The sequence below is a fragment of the Nocardia sp. NPDC058244 genome (genome assembly GCF_042882065.1).
GTDB lineage: Bacteria > Actinomycetota > Actinomycetes > Mycobacteriales > Mycobacteriaceae > Nocardia.
This window is the reverse complement of sequence record NZ_JBHVWX010000001.1, coordinates 1,074,911-1,100,571: the sequence shown is the minus strand read 5'-3', so window position 1 is coordinate 1,100,571 and position 25,661 is coordinate 1,074,911. Positions and strand designations below refer to the sequence as shown.

The window sequence follows — 25,661 nt, the reverse complement described above, 5'->3', positions numbered from 1 at the left end:
CTCCTTACGACTGAAGGCACGGTAGGTCTCACGGGATGGGCCGTGCGGTGCCGAGCCTATCGTCTCGGCGTGACGTGGAGTAACCGGCACTCCGGCCGGTCGGTAACTACACCCGGCGGCCGATGCTGTAGGTGGCGGCGCGGTCGCGCACGACCCGCATGTATTTGTTCGACTGGTTGTAGGCGAACAGCGCGCGCTGCCAGCCGTCGGCCGAGGTCAGGTCGCCGCCGCGGACGCACAGGTACCGCGCGGCGGTGAGGGCCGCGTCGTCGATGTTCTGCGGGTCGACGACCCCGTCGCCGTTGGCGTCGACACCCCAGCGCCGCCAGGTCTCGGGGATGAACTGCAGCGGCCCGACCGCCCGGTCGTAGGTGGTGTCGCCGTCGAGGGTGCCGCCGTCGGTGTCGCGGATGTCGGCATTGCCCTTCGTGCCGTCCAGGGCGACCCCGATGATCGCCGGGCGCACCGTCCCGTCGGCGTCGACGCCGGCGCCGCGATGGGTGCCGTGCCCGCTCTCCACGCTGGCGATCCCGGCCAGCGTGGTCCAGGCGATCCCGCATTCGGGCTTGGACCTGGCCAGCACCGCCGCCGCGTACCCGTAGGCCTCCAGCGCCACCGGTTCGATCCCGACCGCCCCCGACTGCTCGTCGGCCCACGCGCGCAACTGCTCGGACGCGCGCCCCGGCGCGTCGACATCGATCGCGGGCAGCGCGGCGCCCGGACCGGGCGGCATGTCACCGGGGATCGACGCGAGCGAACTACACCCCGCGAGCAGCGCGGTCACCGCCACGGCGGCGAGCACGCCGACTTTCTGCACAGACACCCCATCCATCATCCAGGTCGGTCGCATCCCTGGCACCTCTCACAGCGACTTCTCAGAGTGGGCGCGGTCGCCCATCCCGTGCGAACCGACCGCGCTGCCCGGGGTGTCAGCCCAGCAAAGCGGCGGTGGCATGGTGGGCCGGATCAGCGAAAACAGCGGCCGGGGTGCCGGATTCGACCACCCGGCCGTGGTCGAGCACGACCAGTTCGGTGCAGTGCGTCGTGACCAGCGCCATATCGTGGCTGATCAGCACAACCGCCGTGCCGCGCGCGGCGCGCAGGTCGTCGAGCAGGGTCATGATCGCGGCGGCGGTGGAGCTGTCCAGGGCCGTGGTGATCTCGTCGCAGATCAGTACGGCGGGGTCGGCGGCGAGAGCACGAGCCAGGGCCACGCGCTGGCGTTGACCGCCGGAGAGTTCGTGCGGATGTCGCTCGGCCAGATCGGTGGGGAGTTCGACGGCGGTGAGCAGGGATTCGACCCGGTCGCGCAGCTCCGCCCTCGGCACGCGGGCGATGCGGCGCAGCGGGCGCGCGAGGGTCTGTTCGACGGTGCGGCGGGGATTCAGTGCGGCGAGCGGGTTCTGGGTGACCAGTTGAATGCCCTTGGCCCCCGCCTTGATCCGACGTCGACGATCGACAGTGATTCGCGCGCCGACCAATTCGAGCGAACCCGCACCCACGCGCAGGCCCGCGATCACCCGGGCGAGCGTCGTCTTGCCCGCCCCCGACGGGCCGACCACGGCCAGCGCTTCGCCCGCGCGCACGGTGAAGCCGACGTCGGCGAGGATCTCGTGCCCGTCGCCGACCGCGCCGATCCCCTCTACGCGCAGGATCGGCGTCTCGGCCGCGTCGGCCGGGAGTGCCGTCGTTCGTTCGGCGCCACCGCTCCCCTGGCCCTGGTCGTCATCCGGTTGCCCAGTCGCCTCCGTCTGATGCGCTACCGCGCGCTTGACCGGCGCTGGTCCCTTGCCCCGCACCACCTGCACACCGCCGGACCTCGCCGCTCCCGCGGGTACCGGCAGCCGTTCTGCCGCGCCCCCGGCATCGACCGTGTCTTCCTCGAGTAGGGCCGACGACGATTCGTGATTCGCGCCCGCGACAACGGTCACCGGTGCGGGCGCGCACCCAGCCGAACGATCCACCTGATCGGACGGCTGGTCGTGGCGATCGGACGGTGTGCCGGTGTCGCCCACCGGTGCCCGGCTCGGCGGATACACCTCGATCACCGTGTCGGCGATGGCGTGCACGGTGGCGGTGTCGTGGCCGGAGAGCAGGACGGCGGTGGATTCGCGGGCGGCGACTTCGGCGATGAGGCGGGCGATGTCGGTGCGGAGCGCGCCGTGCAGGCCGGCCAGGGGTTCGTCGAGGAGGAGGACCTGGGGCTTGCGGAGGAGTGCGCGGGCGAGGGCGACGCGGCGCTGCTGACCGCCGGACAGGCGGGCGCAGCGGCGGCGCAGGTGCGTGGCGTCGAGGCCGACGAGGGCGAGGGCGGCGTGGCGTTCGGCGGCGGTGGCGGTGGGCGCGGCCTCGGCGAGGAGGGCGCGCACGCGCAGCAGCGGGTTGAGTTCGGAGCCGGGATCCTGGCCGACGTAGGCGACCCGGGACCGCCGAAACTTCCGCAGCGCACCGGAATCCACCGCGAACACGTCGTGCCCGGCGACCAGCACAGCCCCTTCCTGCCTGGTACCGGCGGGAAGATGGCCGAGCAGCGCACGCATCGCGGTCGACTTGCCCGCACCCGACGGCCCGGTCAGCGCGGTCACGGTCCCGGCCTTCAATCGGAAGGACAACGGCGCCACCAACAACGCGCCGCTGTCGGCGACCACAGTCAGTCCTTCGACCACCGCCGCGTCCCCGGCATCGACCACCGAGATCCCGCAGTCCTCGCGCCGCCGGCCCGTCGGCCGATCCCGACCCCCGGCCGGGGTACGACTCACCACAGCGGGCCTGGCGACACCGGTCGCCGTGTCGGCGGGCCGCGGGGCAGTCACGGATTCAGTGGCCTGGCGATCGGGTTTCCGGGCCATCCCACCGGTGACGACGAGGTTGACGCCGACCGCGACGACCGCGATGGCCGCACTGGGTGCGAGCACCGCCCAGGGGTTCAACAACAGACCGGAGGCGTTGTCGCGCACCATATTCGCCCAATTGTCGTCGTCGAGGGCGGGCAGACCGAGGAAGGAAACCGTGCTGACGAGGTAGATCGCGACGACGAAGCGCAGGCCGAGCTGGGTGGTGAACACCGCGCGCAGGTTCGGCAGGATCTCGCGGAAGACCAGGTGTGGCAGGGACTCTCCGCTGGCGACGGCGGCCTCGACGTAGCCGCTGGCCGCGATGGGGGCGGCCCCGGCGGCGAAGATCCGGGCGCAATAGGGGACGCCGAACAGCAGCGAGACCACGATGAGCGCGGTGACGCCGCCCTGGGGCCACGCGGTGAGAACGAGCAGGATGCCGAGCACGGCCGGGAGCAGGATCACCAGATCGCCGCCCAGCTCGATCACTGTGCCCGCTCGCGGGCGAACCGCCGCGATCGCGCCGAGCACCGCCGACAGCATCGTCACCGCGAGCGCGATCACCGCCGAGACGACCAGCAGCTGGGTGCCGCCGGTCAGCAGATGGCTCAGCACATCCCGCCCGAGCCGATCGGTCCCGAGCACCGCTCCCCCACCCGGCGTGGCGAACGGCATCCCCACCGCTCGCTCCGCCGGGTAGGGCGCGAGCAGCGGCCCCACCACCGCGACCAGCACCACCAGCCCGACCCCGGCCGCCGCGGACCACCGCCACCACAGGGACCCACGGCGTGGGGTCACGCGCCTCGCGAGGATTCTCCACGCCGCCCGCAGTCCGGCGGCCGCCGCGACTCGGATCGGCGAGGCGCGGTTCATCGTGCGCCTCCCGAGGCCCAGGTGCGGACGAAGTCGGCGACCGCGAGCAGCACCATGATGACGATGGCCGTCAGCGCGACGACCGCGGCGACGGTGGCGGTGTCGCGATCGGCGACCGAACCCGCCAGGACCGCACCGACACCGGGGTAGTTGAACAGCGTCTCCACGACCAATGCGCCGCCGAAGAGCATGCCGACGGAGGTGGCGTAGCCGGCGACGATGGCGGGAGCCGCGAAGGGCAGCATGTGCCGCAGCAGCACGGTGCGGGACGGAAGCCCCTCCAGCACAGCGTTCTCCACGTGCGGTGCGGTGGCGACGTCCTCGAGGGCCGAGCGCACGACGCGGGCGTTCCAGCCGATCTGCGGTATCGCCAACGCCAGCACCGGCAGGACCAGCATCTCCGGCCCGGCCGGGAACCCCGAGCGATCGGTGATGGTGACGGCGGGCAGCCACCCGGTGGCCAGCGAGAACACCAGGATCAGCAGTGTGCCGCAGACGAATTCGGGCACCGCGACCGCGACCGTGCTGGCCGGTTGCAGCAGACGCGCGCCGAACGCCCGCGGGCGCATCGCCCACCAGCAGCCCAGCGCCAGCGACACCGTGACGGTGAGCGCCAGCGCGATCCCGCCGAGCACCAGGGTCTGCGGGAACTTGTCCGCCAGCAGGTCCCCGACCGAGTTGCCGCGCGCGGTCTGCCCGAAGTCCCCGGTCAGCACGCCGGAGAGCCAGTGCCAGAACTGCACCGGGAGCGCGCGATCCAGGCCGAGTTCGTGTTCCTTCGCGGCCAGTTCGCCCTGCCCGGCGTCGCGGCCGAGCGCCGAGGAGGCCGCGCTGCCGGGCAGCAGGTCCACCGCGACGAACACGATGGCCAGCAGTGCAACGAGCAGCGCGAGCCGCCGGAGCAGCGGCAGGGCGAAGGTCCGCACGGCGCTCACGCCAGCCAGGCGCGTTCCAGCTGCACGCGGGCGAAGCCGCCGAGCGTCGGCAGACCACGCACCGGCGCGGCGGCGATGTCGACGCCGTCGGCCATGCCCCACACCAGATAGCCGCCGCGCTCGAACTCGATGCGCTGGATATCGCGGCAGGACTTCGTGTAGTCGTCACCGGAGGACGCCAGCGCCTTGGCCGTCGCGGCATCGAATTCCGGGTCGCGGAAGGCGGTTTCGTTGCGGTTGGTCGCCGAGGTCATCAGCTTGTCGGCGAAGAACAGCACCGAGTCGTTGGTGCCCCACGACACCGTGTAGAGCGGGGCGGTGAGCCAGGTCGTGTCGTAGAAGGCGGCGGGTTCGACCACCTGCACGTCGAGCCGGACGCCGATGTCGGCGAGCTGAGCGGCGATCACCTTCGCCGACTCGACCTCACCCGGCACCTCGGCCTTGGTGACGAAGGGGTAGCTGCGCCCGGTGTCGAAATTCGCCTCCCGCAGCAGCGTCTCGGCCCGCTCGACGTCGCGGTCGCGCCGCGCGAGCGCGGTGTCGTAGAGCGGGTCGGCGGTGCCCAGGATGTCGGCGGCGACGGTGCCGTAGCCGGAGTGCACCTGGTTGACCAGCGCGGTCCGGTCGACGCCGAGCCGCAGCGCGGTGCGCACCCGCGCGTCGGCGAACGGCCCGTCGGCGGCGCGCATGGCCACACCGAGCATGGTGTCGTTCGCGCGCCGGACCACCTGCAGGTCACCGCGGCTCGCGGCGGTGCGGCCCGCGATCGCGCCGACATTGGAGGCGAGGTCGATCTGCCCGGCCAGCGCGGCGTTGCCGAGCGCGGTGACGCTGTCGAACATGGTCACCTCGATCGCGTCGAGCAGCGGCGGGGTGCCGTGCCACTGCTCGTTGCGGACCAGCCGGGCATTGCCGCCCTGGTAGGACTCGAGCCGGAACGGGCCGGTGCCGATGGCGGCGGCGAAGTCGGTGGTGCCCTGCGGCACGGTGAAGGTCATCAGCCGGAGCAGCAGCGGCAGCTGGGTATTGGGCGCGGCGAGGGTGAACACGACGCGGTTCGGCCCGTCGGCGACGATGTCGTTCTCGGCGACCGGCATCTTCGACGCCCCGCCGACCGAGCGCAGCCGCCGCATCGACCACACCACGTCGTCGGCGGTGACCGGCGCGCCGTTGTGGAACTTCGCGCCCTCGGCGATGGTGAACGTCCAGCGGCGGTTGTCGGCGGAGGGTTCCCAGTGCGAGGCGAGGCGGGGCGCGACGGTCGGGTCGGCGCCGGGGACGGTCAGCGCGTCGTAGACGAGCGAGGCGATCAGGAAGTCGCTGTCGTTGCTGAGGTTGGCGTGCGGATCGCGTTCGACGCGGGCGGCCGTGCCGAGCGCGCCGACGCGCAGTGTGCCGCCCGGCTGGGCGGGGCCGTCGGCCTCGTCGTCGCTCGTGCACGCGGCCACCACCAGTAGTGCGGTGACGCCGAGCCCGGATTGCAGGAGCTGCCTGCGCGTGAAACCCATGGTGTTCCTCCCTCGAACCGCGTGCGCCGCACCACTTTTCCTGGCGCCGCAAACTAGGCGAGGCTAGCCTAAAACAGTCGCCGGCTGGGGAGCTTCCCGGCGACCGTCACCGAACCGCAGCACGTCATCCGGACCCCGGATGACGTGCGCTTCGACCGTTCCGGTAGAACTCTGCGTTATATGAATAGGCTATTTCTCAGCCAACACGTTAGGTAAGTCTTGCCTAATTAGAGCACAGGCACTACCTTCGCACTTCGAGTCTGAAGATCACCCGCGTTCGACCGATGCGAAGAAGGGAAGGCCGGTGAAAAGCGTTCTGTCCGAACGTATGACGCTTCACCTGCACGACATCGAAAATCGCGAGCTACCCCCCGACGCCGCCTCGGCCGTCCGTGCGCTCGCCACCGACATCCGGCACCGATTAGGTGACGAACCCCACACCGACACGCTGCACGACCCGGTCCTGCTGGCCCAGGTCGACGAGCGGGTCGGCGAACTGCCCGCCGCCGTGCGCCACGCCGTGCGCCCGCCCGCCACCGCGGCGGGCGCCACCGTCGTGCGCGGCCTGCCCGTCGACGACGCCGAATTCGGCCCGACGCCGCCGCATTGGCAGGCCGCGGCCACCTCCGCCGCCGATCCCCGGCACACCGGCTCGCTCGAGCTGGACATCGCGATGCTGCTGCTGGCGCGGTGCGCGGGCGAACCGTTCGGCTGGGCGGGCCAGCAGAACGGCAGGCTGGTCAACAACATCCTGCCCGCCGTCGGCCACGAGGACGAGCAGTCCGGCGCGAGCAGTTCCACCCTGCTCAGCCCGCACACCGAGGACGCCTTCCACGCCGCGCGCGCCAACCTGCTGATGCTGACCTGCCTGCGCAACCCCGACCGGGTGGCCACCACGGTGTCGTCGGTGCGGCAGGTCCGGCTGGCCGAGGCGGACCTGGCGGCCCTGACCGTGCCGACGCTGCCGATCCTGCCCGACGTGTCCTACGGCACCGGCTTCGATCAGCCCGCCCCCGCGCTGCCGACCGTGTGGTTCGACGAATCAGGCAGTGCCACACTGCGTTACGATCCCGCCTATACCCCGCTCGACGACGCCGACCCGGCGTTCCGGGCGGCCTATGCCCAGCTCACCGCCGAGCTCGCCCGGGTCTGCCACGCGCCCGCGCTCGCTCCCGGGGAGATCCTGCTGGTGGACAACGACGTCGCCGTGCACGGGCGGGTGCCCTTCCGGGCCCGCTACGACGGCACCGATCGCTGGCTCAAGCGCGTCAACATCCGGTTGCCCGAACGTCGCAGGCGCGCGAACGAGTCGTCCGAGAATGGGTATGGGCAAAGGGTGGTCGCGCCGTTCCGGGCGGCCATCGATCGGACGGCAGAGCGGGGCAGCACAGATGAACGAGGATCCGTTGAACAACCGTGACCGGAGCATCCCGCTGCGGGTGCTCTCGCGCAGCGACCTGGCCGACGTACCGATCACCCCCGCCGAGGTGGTCCGGGCCGTGGAGGAGGCGTATCTCGCCTTCGCGGCGGGCGAATCCGACAACCCGCGCAAGCTGAGCGTCGCCGATCCCGGCGGCTCCTCGGTGTCCTACGCGATGCTGGGCCGCGACGGCAGGCGTCGGGTGGTGGCCATGAAGACCTCCTACAAGTTCGATCCAGGCCACGACCGCAGCACCAAGCGGTACTACACCACCATCACGCTCTACGACGACACCACCGGCGCGCCCATCGCGATGATGGACTGCGCCAGGGTCGGCGCGTTACGTACGCCCGCGGTCTCGGCGCTGCTGGTGCGCGAGACCGTGCGGCGCGGTGCGGAGAGCGCGCTGCTGATCGGCACCGGCACCCAGGGCCGCAACGCGCTGCCGCATCTGCTGGCGGTGAATCCGCAGCTGCGCAAGCTGATGGTGTTCGGCACGCATCCGGAGGGACTGTCGGCCGTGCACGCGCATCTCGCCGACGCGGCGCCGCACGCGCTGCTCGAGGTGGTCGACGATCCGTACGCGGCGGCGGCCAACGCCGACGTGGTGCTGGCGACCGCCGGTCCCGGCACCGAGGTGGCGCTCGAATCCACCCATCTCGCCCCGGGTTCGGTGGCGGTGCTGGTCGGCTACGGGCTCGCGCCGTCGACGCTGGTCGAGGCCGACCGGGTGGTCGCGACCAGCGCCGCGCAGATGGCGCTCACCGGGACCGACATGGTCGGGCCGGACGGCACCCTGCGCAGCGTCGACGCCGAACTGCCGCAGATCCTCACCCGCGGCGCGGCCGCGCGACGCAGCGAGGACGAGAAGATCTTCGTCTACAACAGCGGGCTGGTGCTCACCGATATCGCGGTCGCGCACGCGCTGGCGGCGCGGGCCATCGCCGAGGGACGGGGTGTCGAGGTGCCGTTGTGGGACTGACGGACGACGCGTCCGGTGGCGGCGTCGGTGGTTCGTCCGCCGACGCCGCCGTCCTGCGTCGGGCGGACCCGCCGCGGCCGGGCGGCATCGCCGATCGGGGCACGGTGCGCACAGCTGATCTGCCTGCGCACTGCGCGCCGCCGATGCCCGCCCGGATCAGCGCGGCGGAACAGCGGCTGATCGATGATCCGCAGCTGCTCGACGAGATCGCGGAGGTCGTCGGCGGGCCGTTCCATGTGCTGTTTCCCGAGCGGGTCGCGGTGAATATCAACGCCTTTCACGCGGCGTTCCGCCGGGCCGAGGTCGACGGGTTCGTGTACTTCGGGAAGAAGGCGAACAAGGCGGCGTGCGTGGCCCGCGCCTGTGCCGAGAACGGGGCGGGCATCGATGTCGCCAGTACCGGCGAGCTGGTCGCCGCCCTGGCTCAGGGTGTCCGCGGCGAGGACCTGATGGTGACCGGGCCGGCGAAGTCCGACGAGCTGCTGTGGCTGGCGGCGCGGCACCGGGCACTGATCGCGATCGACGCGCTCGACGAGCTCGATCGCCTGCGCGCCATGGAGCTGCCCGCCCGCATCCTGCTGCGGGTACTGCCCGAGGGGTCGGCCAGCCGCTTCGGGCTCGACCCGATCGAGCTGGAACAGGCCGTGCAGGCGGTCGCCGGTCCGATCACACTGTCCGGCTTCAGCTTCCACCTGTCCGGCTACGACGCCACAGCCAGGGCCGAACAGGCTGTCGCGCTGGTCGGGCACTGTCTGCGGGCACGGGCGGACGGGCACCCGGCCGCCACGATCTCGATCGGCGGCGGATTCGGGGTGGACTACCTCGACGCCGACGCGTGGGCGCGATTCCAGGACACCCTGAGCGAGAACTGGTTCCACGCCGACCCGCCCACCGGCGGCTACTACCCGTACCACTTCCCGGTGCCCGGCGCGGACATGCTCGCCGCCGTCCTCGCCCACCACGACCTGGCAGGCCTGCTGCGCGACAACGACATCCGGCTCGCGGTCGAACCCGGACGCGCCCTGCTGGACCGGGCGGGCAGTTCGGTCTTCCGGGTGCAGGGCGTGAAGACCCGGACCGCGCACGGCGCTCCCTACGACATCCTCACCGTCGACGGCACCAGCCTGAGCCTGTCCGAGCAGTGGTTCGCCAGCGAATACCTGCCCGATCCCGTGCTGTGGCCCGCGCATCCCGGCGACCGCACCCCCACCTGTGTCGGCGCCACCACCTGTCTGGAGTCCGACCTGCTGAGCAGGCGGCGCATCCCGCTGCCCCGCCGCGCCCGCGTCGGCGATCTGCTCGTCTACCCGAACACCGCCGGGTACCAGATGGACTCCAACGAGTCCCCGTTCCACGAACTCCCGCTCCCGCCGAAGGTCGTGCTGCGCGCTCGCGGCGACCGGTGGCGCTGGAGTATGGACGCCCGCTGATCCACCCGAGCTCCCAATCCGATGGAGGAACACCCCATGGCTCTCGTCACGCGCGTGACGGATCTGATCGGCCGCACCCCGCTGTTCGAACTCGCCGTCACCGACGCCGGAACCCGGCTGCTGCTCAAGCTCGAACAGTTCAACCCGACCGGCGCCGCCAAGATCAGAATGGCCCGCTCGATGGTGCTCGACGCGGAGCGACGAGGTTTGCTGCGCGATGGCGGGCATATCATCGAGTCGACGTCCGGGAACACCGGGCTCGGCTTGGCGGTGGTCGCGGCCGAACGTGGCTATCGATTCACCGCCGTGGTCGACAACCACGCCTGTAAGGACAAACTGCGCGCGATGCGGGCCATGGGCACCGACCTGGTGGTCGTCGCCGACGACGGTGACGACGAGCTGGCCACCTCGGCACGAGAGGATCTCGCCGAGGCGATGGCGGCCGCCCGCGACGACGCCTACTTCACCGAACAGCACAACAACGACGCCAATGCCGTCGGCTACTACGCGGTGGCCGAGGAGTTGCTGGCCGACGTCGAGCGGGTCGACATCCTGCTGTCCGCGGTCGGCACCGGCGGCTCGCTGTTCGGCACCGCCACCCGGTTGCGCGAACTCGGCGCGCCCGCCCGGGTGATCGGCGTGGAACCGGTCGGCTCCATCGCCTTCGGCGGCGAGGGCGGGCCGTACTGGCAGTCGGGCACGGGCACCCCGCCCGGCGCGACCATCGGCACCGCCGTGGACTACTCCCTGCTCGACGAGGGGGTCAAGGTCAGCGATACCGACGCCTTCGCCACCGCGCGCGCCGTCGCCAGGACACACGGTCTGCTGATCGGTGGTTCCGCGGGCGGTTCGGTGCACAATGCCCTGGCGCGGCTCGAGGAGTTCCCGGCCGGGTCGACCGTGGTGACCATCGTGTGTGACGGTGGCGAGAAGTATCTCGATACCGTGTTCGACGACGACTGGATGGCCGCGCGCGATCTGCTCGACCCCGCCGCCGAGTGCGAGGTCACCACCCTGCTGCGCCGCTACTCGCCGCTGCGGCGACACGACGAACTGATGGAGGTCAGGTGAGCGCGAACGCGCGCGGGACGAATCGCGGAGTGGGTGGGTGAGCGCGCGGCCCACCGACAGCAGCGCGCTGGCCCGGCTGGCGACGCCGATCGCGCTCACCCAGCTGGCGCAGATCGCGGTCTCGACCACCAATCTGGCCCTGATGGGCACGCTCGGCGTGCGCGAGGTCGCCGCGGGCGGACTGGCGCTGGTGCTGTTCAACCAGATCCGCACCATGTGCGTCGGGTTGATCACCGGCACCGGTAACCAGATCGCCGGGGCGATCGGCGCGGCGGGCAAGCGCGGCGACTCCGCCGACGACGAGATCCGCGGCGTGGTGCGCGCGGCGTTCGTCATCGCCACCATCGCGGGCCTGCTCGGCGGGGCCCTGCTGATCGGGCTCGGATGGATCCTGCCCTGGCTCGGGCAGGACGAGGGCGTGCTCGCGCTCGCCCGGCCGATGATGATCGCGCTGGCGCCCGGTCTGCTGCCCTGCCTGTGGTTCCAGGTGTTGCGGCAGTACACCGTCGGCATGCAGCGCCCGCAGGCGCTGCTGCTGGTGACGCTCGGCTCGGTCGCGCTGAACCTGGTGCTCGCGCTGACCTTCATCCACGGCTGGGCGGGTATCCCCGCGTCCGGCCTGACCGGCGTCGGCATCGCGACCTCGCTGGTCTTCCTGATCACCTTCGGGGTGTTCTGGGCGATGGTCGCCCGCGACGAACGCCTCGGCCCGACCCTGCCGCGCACCCCGTGGCCGGTGCGCTGGTCGATCGTGCGCGAGGAACTGCGCCTGGGCACCCCGATCGCGCTGACCTACGGATCGGAGGCGGGCATGTTCTCCGTGCTGGCGCTGGTGATGGGCAGTTTCGGGCCCGCCGCGCTGGCCGCGCACAATGTCGTCTACCAGATCATCTACATCGTGTTCCAGGTCGCGATCGGCATCTCGCACGGCGCGTCGATCCTGGTCAGCCATGCTGTGGCGCGCGACGAGTACAGCCACGCCAGGGCACTGGCCTGGCTGGCGCTGCGGCACGCGGGCATCGTCGCCGCGGTCACCGGCGCGGTCTACGTGGTCGCCCCGAACCTGGTGCTCGCCCCGTTCCTGGACTCCGGCGACACCGACACCATCGCGATCGCCCACACCCTGCTACTCATCGGCATCGTCCTGCAATTCTTCGACGCCGCCCAGAACATCGGCACCGGCCTGCTCCGCGGCCTGAAGGAAACCTCGGCAGGCTTCCGCCTGTCCGTGATCGGCTACTGGGGCGTCGGCCTCCCCTCCGCCCTCCTCTTCGCCTTCCCCCTGCATTTGGGCGCGGCAGGCGTCTGGTGGGGTCTCACGGCGGGCCTGGCCACCACCGCGATGCTGATGCTGCGCAAGTACTTCGCCCTGCTGGACCGAGCCGCCGCGAAACCGGCGGTGCGCGTACCCGTCACCCAGGCGAACTGACGAGGACCTACGGGACCGGAAGGATCGGGTAGCCCGCTACTCGTTACGCCGGTCCCGCGCGGGTATTGGATCGATGGTGGGTAGTTCGTGACCCGTTTCCACAGGCAGAGAGCGACGTAGTGACGGCTTCATAGCGCGGCTAACGGATCGAGGTAGCTCCAGATGACCGATTTCGGCAGGAGTGCGGATTCACTCATCGACATCATCGAACAACGCGCGACGATGATCACCTATCTCGGCCAAGGCGACTATGGAGCGGCGCTGTCCGTCGGCCACATGATACTGAGCTCGATCCCGGCGTTCGACGCTGCGGAGCCAGGCAATCTCCCGCTGCTGACACAGGTCAACGCCGTTCTCAGCGATACGGTGCTCGCCGCGATCGGCGCAGGCGCGGAAGCACATGCCCGAGTGCTGCTCGAACAGCTCGTCGTGTCGGCTGGTGAGACCCGGAAGGCGGGGGAATCCGCGCTGGTGTCGGGGATCACCCGGTGCGCACACGGTCACATGACCCTCAGCGCGAACGGCGGGTGCATGTCCAGGCCACCATGTCCGTGAGCCTGGGACTCCTCGAGGTCCCGCACACGACCGTGCTGATCAGCTTCGTGATCGTGCTGGTTCTCACGCGCGTGTTCCTCTTCTCGGACTTCGTCATCTGGGCGTGGCGTAAGGCCGAGGGCCACTCCGGCGGGCGCGTGGCCGGCACCAAGACCCTGCTCCGCCGAACCTCGGCGCAGTTGGAACCCGACGACCAGACACCGATGTCGGACAAGCACCGAGCACAGCTCGCGGAAGACTCTCGAACATTCGAGATCATGTTGGTCGGCGGTTCGATCGGCATCGCGGCGTGGGGCGGACTCTTCGCGGCCTCCGCCGAACCCCCTGCCGACAGGCTGAGCGGGCTCACCCTGTACCTGCTGTTCGCCGGCACGGCATGCCTGCTGGCCGGACCGCTGATCTGGCGGGCGCGCGGCGTCTACCTCACCGCGCTGGGCAGAAGATCGGCTACCGAGCTGGGTTTCTCACTGATCGTGTTCTCGCTGGCGTCGATCGTCATCGACCTTCGCGTACCGGTCGCGATGGGAGCCGCGCTCGCTGTCGCCGGGATCATCGTCGTGCGGGATGGTTGGGATGGCTATCTGTGGTCCAGTGGCGTCCATCGGCACATGAACGGCTCCCCGTGAACGACGAACCGGGCCCATCGCGGACGACGGGCCCGGTCGAAGGAGTACCGCCTCAGATATTGACGCCGTAGTCCCTGGCGATGCCTGCCAAGCCGGAGGCATAGCCCTGGCCGATGGCGCGGAACTTCCACTCGGCGTTGTGGCGGTAGAGCTCGCCGAAGACCATGGCGGTCTCGGTGGAGGCGTCTTCGGAGAGGTCGTAGCGGGCCAGTTCGACGCCGGTGACGGCGTCGGTGACGCGGATGTAGGCGTTGCGGATCTGGCCGAAGGACTGGCCGCGGGCCTGGGCGTCGTGGATCGAGACCGGGAAGAAGATGTTGGTGATCGTCGGCGGGGTGGCCGCCAGGTCGACGTTGATCACCTCGTCGTCGCCGTCGCCGGCACCGGTCAGGTTGTCGCCGGTGTGCTCGATCGTGCCTTCCGGCGAGCGCAGGTTGTTGTAGAAGATGAAGTGCTGGTCGGAGAGCACCTTCAGGTTGGCGCCGGTCGCCAGCGCGCTGGCGTCGAGGTCGTGGTCGGCGCCGGTCGTGGTGCGCACGTCCCAGCCCAGACCCACCGCGACCTTGGTGAGATTGTCGGTCTGCTTCGACAGCGAGACATTGCCGCCCTTGGCGAGTGTGACGCTCATGGAAACCCTTCTATCTGATGATGTGTGTCAGTGCCCGTCCTCGGCCCAGGTCCGCAACGTCTCGACCCGGCCCTCCAGTGCGCGCAGTTCGGAGTCGTCGAGCACGGTGCGCTGGATGCCCCGGTCCACCGCGAAGGCCGACTGCCGGTGGTCGTCGATCACCTCGACATCGAGCTGCACGGCGGTGTAGTCCTCGGCCGACGGCATCTGCTCGGCGACCACCGACGCCCGCCCGCGCGCGCACAGCGCGACATTGCCGCCGCCCAGGATCAGCAGGGCGACCTCCGGCCGCGCCCGCAGCCTGGCCAGCGAGCCGCGATCGGACTTCAGGCTGATCAGGATGCGCCGGTCGCCGGCGCGCACCGGCCACGACACGGGAATCGCATGCGGCGCCGGATCGGTCGTGACCAGCACGGCGATCGTCTCCTGCGGCCACACCGGCAACACGTCGAGCTCGGGATGATCGGTCACGTAGTCCTGTTCCGCCGGATCCACTTCTGTTGCCATCTACCTCACCTCGACGATCGTCGGACATCACCGCGCACGCCGCGAACGGCGGGCCACCTCCGAGTCTAAATCGGTGTGCCACTTGCTCGCTGGCTCGCGCCGGATTGTCCGGCAGCTCTCAGCAACGTCTCAGCCGCCACCTGGGCGAACTGTCCGATTAACTGACCGATAACTCTTCCGGCCAGTACGCGCGCCACTCCGGCGCTGTCAGCGCGGCCCGCTCGCCCCGCGCGGCTTCGGCGGCGTCCTCGGCGGCGCGGATCGCGGCGGCGAAATCGATGGTGGCCTTGCGCAGTCGTTCCTCGGCGGAATCGGGGCCGCCGAGCTCGATCACGCGCAGCGCCGCTGGCACCAGATCCTCGGGCAGACCGGCTCTGGCGCTGCGCGAGCGCACCTTCTCGGCCAGGGCGAGCGCGGGCTGGGCCATGGCGATGCCGTCCAGGCAGGACCGCCGCGACTTCTCCGCGGATTTGCGTTCCTCCCAGGCCTTTTCCTGCGCGGCGATCTTGTCGGCCACCGAGGTGCCCGCGGGCAGATCGGCGTCGATCAGGTGCGGACTGCGGTGCACGAGCTTGCCCACCAGCGTCGCCGCCACCTCGTCGACGGTGAATTCGCCAGCGGCTTCGGCGATCCGGGAGTGGAACAGCACCTGCAGCAGCAGGTCGCCGAGTTCCTCCTTGATCGTCTCGTAGTCGCCCGCCTGGATCGCGTCGAGCAGTTCGTAGGTCTCCTCGAGCAGGTACGGGCGCAGCGAGTCGTGGGTCTGGGTGGTCTCCCAGCCGCCGAAATGCCAGAGCCGGTCCATCACCTCGACCGCGCCCGCCAGCCCGGCCGCGACCACCGCGGTGTCGGCCGCCTCCTGCGCGCCGTCGGCCATCAGACCGGCGTCGCTTCGGTCGGCACCGAAAGATCCACCATGCCTTGGGGTTTCCCGTCGAGCGCGAGCAGCAGATCGGCGACGAACTGCAGCACGGCCACATCGCGCACCCGGTCGGCGCCGACGCTGTCGGTGACCCGGGGCAGCGGCAGCTGCACCAGGCCGCTGGCCGCGCGGTAGGTGGCGCTCGGGTAGAGCCGCTTGAGCCGGAGCTGTTTGGAATCGGGCAGCGTCAGCGGGGCGATCTTGAGTGTCGTTCCGGTGACCACGATCTCGGCCACGTCGTAGGCGCGGGCCAGCAGCCGCAGCTTGGCGACCGAGACGAGCCTGCCCACCTCCACCGGCAGCGGGCCGTACCGGTCGACGAGTTCCTCGACCACCGCGGCCAGCGCGGCGTCGTCCTGCGCGGCGGCGAGCTTGCGGTAGGCCTCGAGCCGCAGCCGGTCGCTGGCGACGTAGTCGGGCGGGATGTGCGCGTCCACCGGCAGGTCGATGCGCACCTCCTTGGTCTCCTCGGTGACGATCGGCTTGCCGTCGGCGGCCGCCCGATAGGCCTCGACGGCCTCGCCGACCAGCCGCACGTACAGGTCGAAGCCGACGCCGGCGACATGGCCGGACTGCTCGGCGCCGAGCACGTTGCCCGCGCCGCGGATCTCGAGGTCCTTCATGGCCACGGCCATACCGGCGCCCAGGTCCGAGTTCTGCGCGATGGTGGCGAGCCGGTCGTAGGCGGTCTCGGTGAGCGGCTTCTCCGGCGGGTACAGGAAGTAGGCGTAGCCGCGCTCGCGGGAGCGGCCGACGCGGCCGCGCAGCTGGTGCAGCTGCGAGAGGCCCAGCGAGTCGGCGCGTTCCACGATCAGGGTGTTGGCGTTGGAGATGTCGAGGCCGGTCTCGATGATCGTGGTGCAGACCAGCACGTCGTATTCGCGCTGCCAGAAGCCCTGCACGGTGCGCTCGAGCTGGTCCTCGTTCATCTGCCCGTGCGCGACGACCACCCTGGCCTCGGGCACCAGCTCACGAATCTTCTTGGCCGCCTTGTCGATCGAGGAGACCCGGTTGTGCACGTAGAAGACCTGGCCGTCGCGCATCAGCTCGCGGCGGATGGCAGCGGTGACCTGCTTGTCGTTGTAGGCGCCGACGTAGGTGAGCACCGGGTGCCGTTCCTCGGGCGGGGTGAGGATGGTCGACATCTCGCGGATGCCGGCCAGGCTCATCTCCAGGGTGCGCGGGATCGGCGTGGCCGACATGGTGAGCACGTCGACGTGGGTGCGCAGCGCCTTGATGTGCTCCTTGTGCTCGACGCCGAAGCGCTGCTCCTCGTCGACGATGACCAGGCCGAGGTCCTTCCAGCGCACGCCGGTCTGCAGCAGCCGGTGCGTGCCGACGACGATGTCGACCTCGCCCTCGGCCATTCCGGCCATGATCTCCTTGGACTCGGCCGCGTCGGTGAACCGCGACAGGCCCTTCACCGTCACCGGGAAGCCGGCGACCCGCTCGGTGAACGTCTGCAGATGCTGCTGGGCCAGCAGCGTCGTCGGCACCAGCACGACGACCTGCTTGCCGTCCTGGACCGCCTTGAACGCGGCGCGCACCGCGATCTCGGTCTTGCCGTAGCCGACGTCGCCGCACACCACGCGGTCCATCGGGACCGCCTTCTCCATATCGGCCTTGACGTCGGTGATGGCGGTCATCTGGTCGACGGTCTCGGTGTACGCGAACGCGTCCTCCATCTCCTGCTGCCACGGCGTGTCCGGAGCGAATGCGTGACCCGGCGCGGCCTGCCGGGCCGCGTAGAGCTGCACCAGCTCACCGGCGATCTCGCGAACGGCCTTGCGCGCCTTGCGTTTCGTATTCGCCCAGTCCGACCCGCCGAGCTTGGACAGGCTGGGCAGTTCGCCGCCGACATAGCGGGAGAGCTGATCGAGCGACTCCATCGGCACGAACAGCCGGTCACCGGGCTGACCGCGCTTGCTCGGCGCGTACTCGATGACCAGGTACTCGCGTCGCGCGCCGCCGATGGTGCGCTCGATCATCTCGACGAAGCGGCCGATGCCGTGCTGGTCGTGCACCACCATGTCGCCCGCCGACAGCGCCAGCGGATCGACCTGATTGCGACGCTTGGCGGGCAGCCGCTTGCCCTCGGTGGGGGCGGTGACCCGGTTGCCGGTGAGGTCGGACTCGGCGACGACGACCAGTCCGGCGTCGTCGAAGATCAGGCCGTCGTGCAGCGATCCGCAGAGCACCCCGACCACCCCCGATTCCGGCACCGCGCCCGCCGCCAGCGCGGCCGCGGGCACCTCGGCGTCGGCGAGGCGTTCCAGGATGCGTTGCGCCGTACCGTGTCCGGTGACCACGACGACGGCGCGGCCGCCGGTGGCGACATGCGCGCGCAGCGAGGCGAAGATGGTGGCGACCAGTTCCTCGGAACCGCGCGCCGTCGGACCGGCCAGCACGGGCAGGTTCACCTCGACCGGATCGCCGGAGCTGAGCGGGCTCAGCGACCACCACGGCAGCCCGAGTTCGTCGGCGCTGGTGTGCAATTCCGGCAGGGTGCGGTAGCCGGAGGCGGCCAGGTCCAGACCGTGTGCGCCCAGCGGCGCGTCGCTGCCGAACGAGGCCGCGGTCCAGGAGGCTTCGAGGAATTCCTCGCCGGTGCGCACGAGATCGGCGGCGCGGGTACGGATCTTCTCCGGATCGCACAGCAGCAGGTGGGTGCCCGCGGGCAGGGCCTCGGTGAGCAGGCTCAGCTTGCCGGGCGCGAGGACCGGCAGCAGTGCCTCCATGCCGTCGACCGGGATGCCCTCGGCGATCTTGTCCAGCATCTCGACCAGGGCGGCGTCGGCGGCGTTGTCGGCCGCGACGGCGGCGGCGCGTTCCCGCACCGGCACGGTGAGCAGCAGTTCCCGGCACGGCGGCGCGACCACGGTGTCGACGGTGTGCTCGCCCAGCGAGCGCTGGTCGGCCACCGAGAACGGGCGCAGCTCGGTGATCTCGTCGCCCCAGAACTCCACGCGCACCGGATGATCGGCGGTCGGCGGGAACAGGTCGAGGATGCCGCCGCGGACCGCGAACTCACCGCGCTTGCCGACCATGTCGACCCGGGTGTAGGCGAATTCGACCAGGCGGGTGAGCAATTCGTCGAAGTCGTAGTCGGCGCCGGTGCGCAGCACGATCGGTTCGATGTCGCCGAGGCCAGCCGTCATCGGCTGCATCAGCGAGCGCACCGTGGTCACCACCACGCGCAGCGGCTCGGGGTAGACCGGGTCGTCGGGGTGGGCCAGCCTGCGCAGCACCTCGAGCCTGCGGCCCACCGTGTCGGGGCCGGGCGAGAGCCGCTCGTGCGGCAGCGTCTCCCAGGACGGGAACATCGCGACCGAGGGACCGAGGATCTCGGCCAGCTCGACGGTGAGGTCGTCGGCCTCGCGGCCGGTGGCGGTGACCACCACCAGCGGCTGCTGGGCCGCGATCGTCGCGGCGACGAACGGTCGCACGGCCGACGGCGCGACCAGCTCCACCCCGGACTTGCCGACCAGGTCGGCAACCGTCCGCAGTGCGGCGTCACCCCCAGCCGCCTCGGCCAGACCGGCGAGCGGAGGACGAAGGGAGGACATGAACGCTCCTGAATACGCAGACGGGGGGGTTCCGGGTCGAGTCTATTGACTTCCTCTCGACCCTGAGGGGTCGGGGTTCCCCGCGTCACGGCGAGGGGTTCCTGTTTCACCGACGGCTGCCTTCCCGCATCAGCTGCGGGGCGGTCTCACACCATCTCCGCAGGCGAGCACGGCCAGCCCGGCCGCTCGTATGTTCTTGGCTGCGTTCACATCCCGATCGTGGACAGCGCCGCACGGACAGGTCCATACACGGACGGGTAGCGGCAGCTTCCCGGCGATCCGCCCGCACGCAGAGCAGGTCTTGCTCGACGGATAGAACCGGTCCACCGCGACTACGGTTCGACCGTACCAGCCCGCCTTGTACTCGAGCATCGACCGGAACTGCGACCAGCTCGCATCGGAGATCGCCCGCGCGAGGTAGCGGTTCCGAACCATGTTCCGCACACTCAGGTCCTCGATGGCGATCACTTGGTTTTCGCGCACCAACCGAGTCGAGAGCTTGTGCAGATGATCACGGCGACGATCCGCGATCCGCGCATGGATCCGAGCCAACTTCACCCGGGCCTTGGCCTGGTTCGCCGAGCCTTTCTGCTTCCTGGCGAGCGTACGTTGAGCCTTCGCCAGGCGGTCGCGGTCCTTCTTCTCGTGCCGGGGATTTGCGATCTTCTCCCCGGTCGAGAATGCATACAGCGAAGTAATCCCCGCGTCTACACCCACCGATTCCTGCGACGGCCCGAGCTCGGTGATCGTCTCATCGACCAGTAGGGAGATGTGGTAGCGGCCGGCCGAGTCCTTCGACACCGTCACCTGCGACGGCACCGCACCCTCCGGCAGCGGGCGCGACCACCTGATGTCGAGCGGTTCGGACTGCTTGGCGAGCTTGATCCGCCCATCGCGATAAGTGAAGCAGTTCGAGAAGTAGGTGGCCGAATCTTTCGATCCGCCCTTCTTCTTGAACTTCGGATACCCGGCCTGTTTGCGCCAGAACTTGTCGTAGGCGCCCTGCAGATTCTGCAGCGCGACCTGCAGCGGGCCCTTCGACGGCTCAGTCAGCCAGACAGTTTCCGGGTCACGTTTCCACCCGGTGAGCATCTTGCTGGTGTCGACGTAGTTGACCCGCCGTCGCTCTAGAGTCCAGGCACGGGAGCGCTCGGCGAGCGCTCGGTTGTAGACGTAGCGGACGCAGCCGAAGGTGCGAGCGAGCTGGTCGACCTGCTCGTTGGTCGGATAGAAGCGGTACTTGTACGCCCGCTTCACCACCCTCGCAACCATGGATGAGACGATAGCATGTCAATTTTTCATCCTTCGCCTGCTCCTCGTGTGGCTACACGACGTGGCAGCGCACCGGCAGCCGGCGAACTCGCGAAAGACCGGCACTACTTTCCAGGCCGATGCCCACCCCTACACATGGCGCCGGTGCGCCCGCCGCCGCTCGGCGCGTACCGTCGAGACCGTGAGTCTGGCTCAACGCGAACGCCACGCCCTGGTGGCGACAATGATCGAAGCTGGGCCGTCGGCGCCCACCCTGTGCGGTACGTGGACGGTGCACGATCTCGCCGCCCACCTGGTGGTCCGCGAGCGCAGGCCCGACGCCTCCCTGGGCATCCTGGTCAAGCCGCTGGCCGGGTACCTGGACGCGGCCCAGGACAAGATCGCCCAGCGGCCGTTCGCCGAACTGGCCGAGCTGGTGCGCACCGGGCCGCCGTGGTGGTCGCCGCTCAAGCCGGTCGACGCCTACGCCAACCTGACCGAGATGTTCGTCCACCACGAGGACGTCCGCCGAGCCGAACCCGGTTGGACGCCACGGGAATTGGCGGCCGCCGACGAGAAGCGGCTGTGGTCGGCGCTGCGCATGGTGGCGCGCACGGCCTACCGCAAGTCGCCGGTCGCCGTGGTGCTCGCGACGCCGGACGGCGACCGGGTGACCGCGCACCGCGCCGCGGGCCCGGAGGTCGTGCTCACCGGCAAGCCGTCGGAGCTGCTGCTGCACGCGTTCGGGCGCAACGAGGTCAGGATCGAGACCACGGGCACCGAGGACGACGTGCGCGCGGTGCTCGCCACCGACCGCAGCGTCTAGAGCACGTAGCGACGCAGACGGCGGGCGGCGAACTCGCGGAAGTAGGACAGCTTCTCCGCGGGCACGATCGAGGGCAGCAGGAAGTACCAGGCGCGTTCCATCCTGGACGCCATCTGATCCATCGACTCGGTGCCGACCGCGACGATGTGCACGCCCGCCGTCAGCTCGTGCAGCAGCAGCCCGACCACCTCGGGATCGAGCTCGGCGTGCAGATCGCCCTGGGCGATCGCCCGCTCGGCCAGCACCCGGTACGTCTCACTCCACACCTTGGCGATGTTGTCGCCCTGGGCGCCGCGATAGTCACCGATCTGGTGGGTGAGCTTGAGCATCGCCCCGACCATCGGATCGTTCATCGACAGGTCGGCCACCACGTAGGTGATGCCGATGCACGCCTCCAGCGCGGGCACCCGGGAATCGAAGAACCCCTGGCACGAACCGACCAGGCGCTCGTTGCCCTGGTCGACCACCGCCCTGGCCAGCTCCTCCTTGGAGCCGAAGTGAAAGTACAAGGCGCCCTTGGTCACATTGGACTGCGCGATGATTTCGCTGAGGCTCGCGTTGGCGTAGCCCAAACGGAGAAAGACATCGGCAGCGCCAGCAAGGACGGAGTCGCGGGTGATCTCCGCGCGCGCTTGCCTAGCCATCAGATCCGCCTGTCATCCAATAATCCAGCCATCCTGAAGTAGACCGACATCCCGAAGTTTGATCGACTTACCGCCCGGCAGCACCCAAAAGGATGGGTGAACCGTACCACCAGGCGGCTACGCGGCAGCCGAATCCTGGATTCGCTGTAGCCGCGGGCGCTATCGTCCGGTTACCCCGCCGATCCGCCTGCCTGTCCCGTATTCCATTCGGAGCTGAGCCCCGGTTCGGCTTCCAAGTGGCTCAATCCGTTCCAGCACAGGTTGACCAGATGCGCCGCGACCACTTCTTTCGACGGCGTGCGCTCGTCGAGCCACCAGGTCGCCGCGGTGGAGACCATGCCGACGAGCGCCTGCGCGTAGAGCGGGGCCAGGCTCGGATCCAGATCGCGGCGCGCGAAGTCACCGGCGAGCAGGTGCGCGACCTGGTTGACGGCCTCGTTGAGCAGGCTCGAGTAGCGGCCGTCGGCGTTCACGGCGGGCTGGTCGCGCACCAGGATCCGGAAGCCGTCGGTGCGCTCCTCGATGTAGGCCAGCAGGGCCAGCGCCACCTGTTCGAGCCGGACCCGGGAGCGGTTCTGGGTGAGCGAGGAGGTGATCATGTCCAGCAGCATCGACATCTCACGGTCGACCACGACCGCGTAGAGCCCCTCCTTGCCGCCGAAGTGCTCGTAGACGACCGGCTTGGACACCTGGGCGCGCTGCGCGATCTCCTCGATCGATGTCGCGTCATATCCCCGTTCGGCGAACAACGCGCGACCGATCTCGATCAGTTGCTGCCGCCGTTGCGTTCCGGTCATCCTCGGTCTGGTAGGACGCCCCGACTCCGTCGACGACATGCTCCCCCGCCTCTCCGTGATTTCGGCTCACGAGATCTGTACGTGCGTTCCAGAAGGCTAACAACGGGCCGGGCGGGTGCTCGCGACAGGCGTACACAAGATTCGCCGGGTGGCGGGATCATGTGCGAGGATCATGCCGTGCCGTAGCACAGTGGTGGGCTCTCACGGCCCACTGGTGTGGCGATCCGCCGTAGTGTAATGGCAGCACCTCTGATTTTGGTTCAGATAGTTCAGGTTCGAGTCCTGGCGGCGGAGCACACGGACACAGTGACGTATCGTCGGCCCGCACCATCACCGACCGAACCCGCCACAGCACACTCGCTGACAGGCAGCCGAGGGAGATCCATGCCACCGCAGACCGCCGTCGTCGTTCTCGCCGCTGGTGCCGGGACGCGAATGCGGTCGAAGACTCCGAAAGTGCTGCACCCATTGGCCGGTCGGTCGATGCTCTCGCACGCGCTGCACGCCGCCGTCGAGATCGACCCGACCCATCTGATCACCGTGGTCGGCCACGACCGCGACAAGGTCGGCGCCGCCGTCGCCGAGGTGGGCAAGGAACTCGGCCGCGAGATCGTCTGCGCGGTGCAGGAGGAGCAGCTCGGTACCGGCCACGCGGTGCAGTGCGCGCTGGACTCGGTGCCTGCGGACTTCGACGGCGACCTGCTCGTCACCTCGGCCGACGTCCCGCTGCTGGACGGGCACACCCTCGCCGCGCTGCTCGACGAGCACCGCAGCTACGCCGAACGCCCTGCGGTCACCGTGCTGACCTTCGTCCCCGACGACGCCAACGGCTACGGCCGGATCGTGCGCGATGTCGACGGCCAGGTCGCCGAGATCGTCGAGCACGCCGACGCCACCCCGGCACAGGCCGCGATCAAAGAGGTCAACTCCGGCGTCTACGCCTTCGACGCCTCGGTGCTGCGCACCATGATCGGACGGCTGTCCACCGCCAACGCCCAGCACGAGCTGTACCTCACCGATGTGCTCCGGCTGGCCCGCGAGGCCGGGCATCCGGTGCACGGCGCGCGCCTGGTCGACTCCAACAAGGTGACCGGCGTCAACGACCGCGTGCAGCTCTCGCAGGCGGGCGCCACCCTCAACCGGTACATCCTCGAACGGCACATGCGGGCCGGCGTGACGATCATCGATCCGGCCACGACCTGGGTCGACGCGAGCGTGCGGATCGGGCGCGACGCCGTGCTGCGGCCGGGCACCCAGCTCTTCGGCGAGACCCACATCGGCGAGGACGCCGAGATCGGACCGGACACCACGCTGACCGACGTCGTCGTCGGCGCCGGCGCGAGCGTCGTGCGCACGCACGGCGAGCGCGCCGAGATCGGCGACAGCGCGACCATCGGCCCGTACAGCTATCTGCGGCCGGGCACCGTCGTCGGTGAGCAGGGCAAGCTGGGCGCCTTCGTCGAAACCAAGAACGCCTCGATCGGAGCGCACTCGAAGGTGCCGCACCTGACCTACGTCGGTGACGCGACCATCGGTGAGTACAGCAACATCGGCGCTTCCAGCGTTTTCGTGAACTATGACGGCGTCAACAAGCACCACACCGTGGTCGGTTCCCATGTGCGGACCGGTAGCGACACGATGTTCATCGCCCCGGTCACCGTGGGTGACGGCGCCTATACGGGTGCGGGTACTGTGCTGCGTAGAAGCGTTCCACCGGGGGCACTGGCCGTGTCGGGTGGACCACAGCGCATCATTGAGAACTGGGTGCAGCGTTACCGTCCAGGAACCGCTGCGGCGCGCGCGGCGGCGGATGCCATCGCGGCAAACGAGACGTCTGATCAGACAATCGAGCAAAAGGATGGCAACCAGCAGTGACCGCGTTCTCGATCGACAACCAGAAGAACTTGATGCTCTTCGCCGGCCGGTCACATCCTGAGCTGGCCGAGCAGGTCGCCAAGGAGCTGGACGTCGACATCACGCCGCAGACCGCGCGCGACTTCGCCAACGGCGAGATCTTCGTTCGGTTCGAGGAGTCGGTGCGCGGTTCCGACGCCTTCGTGCTGCAGAGCTTCCCGGCCCCGCTGAACCAGTGGCTGATGGAACAGCTCATCATGATCGACGCGCTCAAGCGCGGCTCGGCCAAGCGGATCACCGCGGTGCTGCCGTTCTACCCGTACGCGCGCCAGGACAAGAAGCACCGCGGCCGCGAGCCGATCTCGGCCCGTCTCGTCGCCGACCTGCTCAAGACCGCGGGCGCCGACCGCATCATCACCGTCGACCTGCACACCGACCAGATCCAGGGCTTCTTCGACGGCCCCGTCGATCACATGCACGCGCTGGTGCAGCTCTCGGAGTACATCCGCACCAACTACCCGTCGGACAACCTGGCCGTGGTCTCGCCCGACGCGGGCCGCGTGAAGGTCGCCGAGAAGTGGGCCGACTCGCTCGGCGGTACCCCGCTGGCGTTCATCCACAAGACACGCGACCCGCTGGTCCCCAACCAGGTGAAGTCCAACCGCGTCGTCGGTGACGTCGAGGGCCGCACCTGCGTGCTGATCGACGACATGATCGACACCGGTGGCACCATCGCCGGCGCGGTCAAGGTGCTCAAGGAAGCCGGCGCGGGCGACGTCATCATCGCCGCCACCCACGGCGTGCTGAGCGACCCGGCCGCCGAGCGCCTGGCCAACTGCGGTGCCAGGGAAGTGGTCATCACCAATACCCTGCCGATCAGCGAGGAGAAGAAGTTCCCCACGCTGACCGTGCTGTCGATCGCGCCGCTGCTGGCCCGCACCATCCGTGAGGTCTTCGAGAACGGCTCGGTCACCGGCCTCTTCAACGGCAACGCCTGACCGCC

The 25,661-nt window shown here is 69.8% G+C and carries 21 protein-coding genes and 1 tRNA gene; 11 read left to right on the top strand and 11 right to left on the bottom strand.

Features of this window, described 5'->3' with window-relative positions:
• Positions 1-106: 106 nt before the first annotated feature.
• From ACFVW6_RS05065 to ACFVW6_RS05050, 4 genes are all read right to left on the bottom strand, one after another.
• A complete protein-coding gene (locus ACFVW6_RS05065; RefSeq protein ID WP_355274605.1) occupies positions 107-832 on the bottom strand; it encodes a lytic murein transglycosylase in 726 nt (241 codons plus the stop codon).
• 97 nt (positions 833-929) lie between these two features.
• Entirely contained in the window at positions 930-3,632 is a 2,703-nt protein-coding gene (locus tag ACFVW6_RS05060) for an ATP-binding cassette domain-containing protein (protein WP_378823551.1), read from the bottom strand.
• Between the two features lie 71 nt (positions 3,633-3,703).
• Positions 3,704-4,642 carry an ABC transporter permease gene (locus ACFVW6_RS05055; protein WP_378823553.1) on the bottom strand — a complete coding sequence of 313 codons (939 nt, stop codon included), beginning with the start codon at positions 4,640-4,642 and terminating at the stop codon, positions 3,704-3,706.
• Entirely contained in the window at positions 4,639-6,150 is a 1,512-nt protein-coding gene (locus ACFVW6_RS05050) for an ABC transporter substrate-binding protein (protein ID WP_378823555.1), read from the bottom strand. The genes ACFVW6_RS05055 and ACFVW6_RS05050 overlap by 4 nt, the downstream gene beginning before the upstream one ends.
• 328 nt (positions 6,151-6,478) lie before the next feature.
• Between ACFVW6_RS05050 and ACFVW6_RS05045 the strand changes: the two genes are divergently transcribed.
• The 7 genes from ACFVW6_RS05045 (at position 6,479) to ACFVW6_RS05015 (ending at position 13,663) form a co-directional block, all read left to right on the top strand.
• The gene (locus tag ACFVW6_RS05045) at positions 6,479-7,570 is read left to right on the top strand and encodes a TauD/TfdA family dioxygenase (protein ID WP_378823557.1); all 1,092 of its coding nucleotides are present in this window, start codon (positions 6,479-6,481) and stop codon (positions 7,568-7,570) included.
• Positions 7,542-8,552, top strand: coding sequence for an ornithine cyclodeaminase family protein (locus ACFVW6_RS05040; protein WP_378823559.1), 1,011 nt, complete (start codon positions 7,542-7,544; stop codon positions 8,550-8,552). The genes ACFVW6_RS05045 and ACFVW6_RS05040 overlap by 29 nt, the downstream gene beginning before the upstream one ends.
• Entirely contained in the window at positions 8,543-9,982 is a 1,440-nt protein-coding gene (locus ACFVW6_RS05035) for a Y4yA family PLP-dependent enzyme (RefSeq protein ID WP_378823561.1), read from the top strand. The genes ACFVW6_RS05040 and ACFVW6_RS05035 overlap by 10 nt, the downstream gene beginning before the upstream one ends.
• Before the next feature lie 36 nt (positions 9,983-10,018).
• Complete coding sequence (locus tag ACFVW6_RS05030; RefSeq protein ID WP_378823562.1) at positions 10,019-11,053, top strand: PLP-dependent cysteine synthase family protein; 1,035 nt, start codon at positions 10,019-10,021, stop codon at positions 11,051-11,053.
• Between the two features lie 37 nt (positions 11,054-11,090).
• A complete protein-coding gene (locus ACFVW6_RS05025; protein WP_378823564.1) occupies positions 11,091-12,482 on the top strand; it encodes an MATE family efflux transporter in 1,392 nt (463 codons plus the stop codon).
• A 162-nt stretch (positions 12,483-12,644) separates the two neighbouring features.
• The gene (locus ACFVW6_RS05020; RefSeq protein ID WP_378823566.1) at positions 12,645-13,037 is read left to right on the top strand and encodes a hypothetical protein; all 393 of its coding nucleotides are present in this window, start codon (positions 12,645-12,647) and stop codon (positions 13,035-13,037) included.
• A gap of 32 nt (positions 13,038-13,069) precedes the next feature.
• Entirely contained in the window at positions 13,070-13,663 is a 594-nt protein-coding gene (locus ACFVW6_RS05015) for a hypothetical protein (RefSeq protein ID WP_378823569.1), read from the top strand.
• 52 nt (positions 13,664-13,715) lie between these two features.
• Here the strand turns inward: ACFVW6_RS05015 and ACFVW6_RS05010 are convergent, their stop codons facing one another.
• The 5 genes from ACFVW6_RS05010 to ACFVW6_RS04990 form a co-directional block, all read right to left on the bottom strand.
• Positions 13,716-14,291, bottom strand: a complete 576-nt coding sequence (locus tag ACFVW6_RS05010; RefSeq protein WP_355273318.1) for a TerD family protein — start codon at positions 14,289-14,291, stop codon at positions 13,716-13,718.
• A gap of 27 nt (positions 14,292-14,318) precedes the next feature.
• Positions 14,319-14,798 carry a hypothetical protein gene (locus ACFVW6_RS05005; protein WP_378823572.1) on the bottom strand — a complete coding sequence of 160 codons (480 nt, stop codon included), beginning with the start codon at positions 14,796-14,798 and terminating at the stop codon, positions 14,319-14,321.
• A 157-nt stretch (positions 14,799-14,955) separates the two neighbouring features.
• Entirely contained in the window at positions 14,956-15,675 is a 720-nt protein-coding gene (locus ACFVW6_RS05000) for a MazG family protein (RefSeq protein WP_378823574.1), read from the bottom strand.
• Positions 15,675-19,286, bottom strand: coding sequence for a transcription-repair coupling factor (gene mfd / locus ACFVW6_RS04995; RefSeq protein ID WP_378823576.1), 3,612 nt, complete (start codon positions 19,284-19,286; stop codon positions 15,675-15,677). The genes ACFVW6_RS05000 and mfd overlap by 1 nt, the downstream gene beginning before the upstream one ends.
• Before the next feature lie 129 nt (positions 19,287-19,415).
• Positions 19,416-20,558, bottom strand: coding sequence for an RNA-guided endonuclease InsQ/TnpB family protein (locus tag ACFVW6_RS04990; protein ID WP_378823579.1), 1,143 nt, complete (start codon positions 20,556-20,558; stop codon positions 19,416-19,418).
• 181 nt (positions 20,559-20,739) lie between these two features.
• Here ACFVW6_RS04990 and ACFVW6_RS04985 point away from each other — a divergent pair, with 181 nt between their 5' ends.
• Entirely contained in the window at positions 20,740-21,363 is a 624-nt protein-coding gene (locus ACFVW6_RS04985) for a TIGR03085 family metal-binding protein (protein ID WP_365007975.1), read from the top strand.
• Here ACFVW6_RS04985 and ACFVW6_RS04980 read toward each other — a convergent pair.
• Both ACFVW6_RS04980 and ACFVW6_RS04975 read right to left on the bottom strand, forming a co-directional pair.
• A complete protein-coding gene (locus ACFVW6_RS04980) occupies positions 21,360-22,007 on the bottom strand; it encodes a TetR/AcrR family transcriptional regulator (RefSeq protein ID WP_365007977.1) in 648 nt (215 codons plus the stop codon). The two genes, ACFVW6_RS04985 and ACFVW6_RS04980, sit on opposite strands and share 4 nt — an antisense overlap.
• Positions 22,008-22,177: 170 nt before the next feature.
• A complete protein-coding gene (locus tag ACFVW6_RS04975; protein ID WP_218716036.1) occupies positions 22,178-22,804 on the bottom strand; it encodes a TetR/AcrR family transcriptional regulator in 627 nt (208 codons plus the stop codon).
• Between the two features lie 223 nt (positions 22,805-23,027).
• Between ACFVW6_RS04975 and ACFVW6_RS04970 the strand changes: the two genes are divergently transcribed.
• From ACFVW6_RS04970 to ACFVW6_RS04960, 3 genes are all read left to right on the top strand, one after another.
• Positions 23,028-23,098, top strand: a tRNA-Gln gene (locus tag ACFVW6_RS04970).
• A 90-nt stretch (positions 23,099-23,188) separates the two neighbouring features.
• A complete protein-coding gene (gene glmU, locus ACFVW6_RS04965) occupies positions 23,189-24,679 on the top strand; it encodes a bifunctional UDP-N-acetylglucosamine diphosphorylase/glucosamine-1-phosphate N-acetyltransferase GlmU (RefSeq protein ID WP_378823582.1) in 1,491 nt (496 codons plus the stop codon).
• Positions 24,676-25,656, top strand: coding sequence for a ribose-phosphate diphosphokinase (locus ACFVW6_RS04960; RefSeq protein WP_110039788.1), 981 nt, complete (start codon positions 24,676-24,678; stop codon positions 25,654-25,656). The genes glmU and ACFVW6_RS04960 overlap by 4 nt, the downstream gene beginning before the upstream one ends.
• The last annotated feature ends 5 nt before the right edge of the window (positions 25,657-25,661 follow it).

Coding starts and splice junctions, on each gene's coding strand:
- ACFVW6_RS05065 (WP_355274605.1), bottom strand. CDS start 832: ATGGATGGGGTGTCTGTGCAGAAAGTCGGCGTGCTCGCCGCCGTGGCG.
- ACFVW6_RS05050 (WP_378823555.1), bottom strand. CDS start 6,150: ATGGGTTTCACGCGCAGGCAGCTCCTGCAATCCGGGCTCGGCGTCACC.
- ACFVW6_RS05045 (WP_378823557.1), top strand. CDS start 6,479: ATGACGCTTCACCTGCACGACATCGAAAATCGCGAGCTACCCCCCGAC.
- ACFVW6_RS05040 (WP_378823559.1), top strand. CDS start 7,542: ATGAACGAGGATCCGTTGAACAACCGTGACCGGAGCATCCCGCTGCGG.
- ACFVW6_RS05030 (WP_378823562.1), top strand. CDS start 10,019: ATGGCTCTCGTCACGCGCGTGACGGATCTGATCGGCCGCACCCCGCTG.
- ACFVW6_RS05020 (WP_378823566.1), top strand. CDS start 12,645: ATGACCGATTTCGGCAGGAGTGCGGATTCACTCATCGACATCATCGAA.
- ACFVW6_RS05010 (WP_355273318.1), bottom strand. CDS start 14,291: ATGAGCGTCACACTCGCCAAGGGCGGCAATGTCTCGCTGTCGAAGCAG.
- ACFVW6_RS05005 (WP_378823572.1), bottom strand. CDS start 14,798: ATGGCAACAGAAGTGGATCCGGCGGAACAGGACTACGTGACCGATCAT.
- ACFVW6_RS05000 (WP_378823574.1), bottom strand. CDS start 15,675: ATGGCCGACGGCGCGCAGGAGGCGGCCGACACCGCGGTGGTCGCGGCC.
- mfd (WP_378823576.1), bottom strand. CDS start 19,286: ATGTCCTCCCTTCGTCCTCCGCTCGCCGGTCTGGCCGAGGCGGCTGGG.
- ACFVW6_RS04990 (WP_378823579.1), bottom strand. CDS start 20,558: ATGGTTGCGAGGGTGGTGAAGCGGGCGTACAAGTACCGCTTCTATCCG.
- ACFVW6_RS04980 (WP_365007977.1), bottom strand. CDS start 22,007: ATGGCTAGGCAAGCGCGCGCGGAGATCACCCGCGACTCCGTCCTTGCT.
- ACFVW6_RS04975 (WP_218716036.1), bottom strand. CDS start 22,804: ATGACCGGAACGCAACGGCGGCAGCAACTGATCGAGATCGGTCGCGCG.
- glmU (WP_378823582.1), top strand. CDS start 23,189: ATGCCACCGCAGACCGCCGTCGTCGTTCTCGCCGCTGGTGCCGGGACG.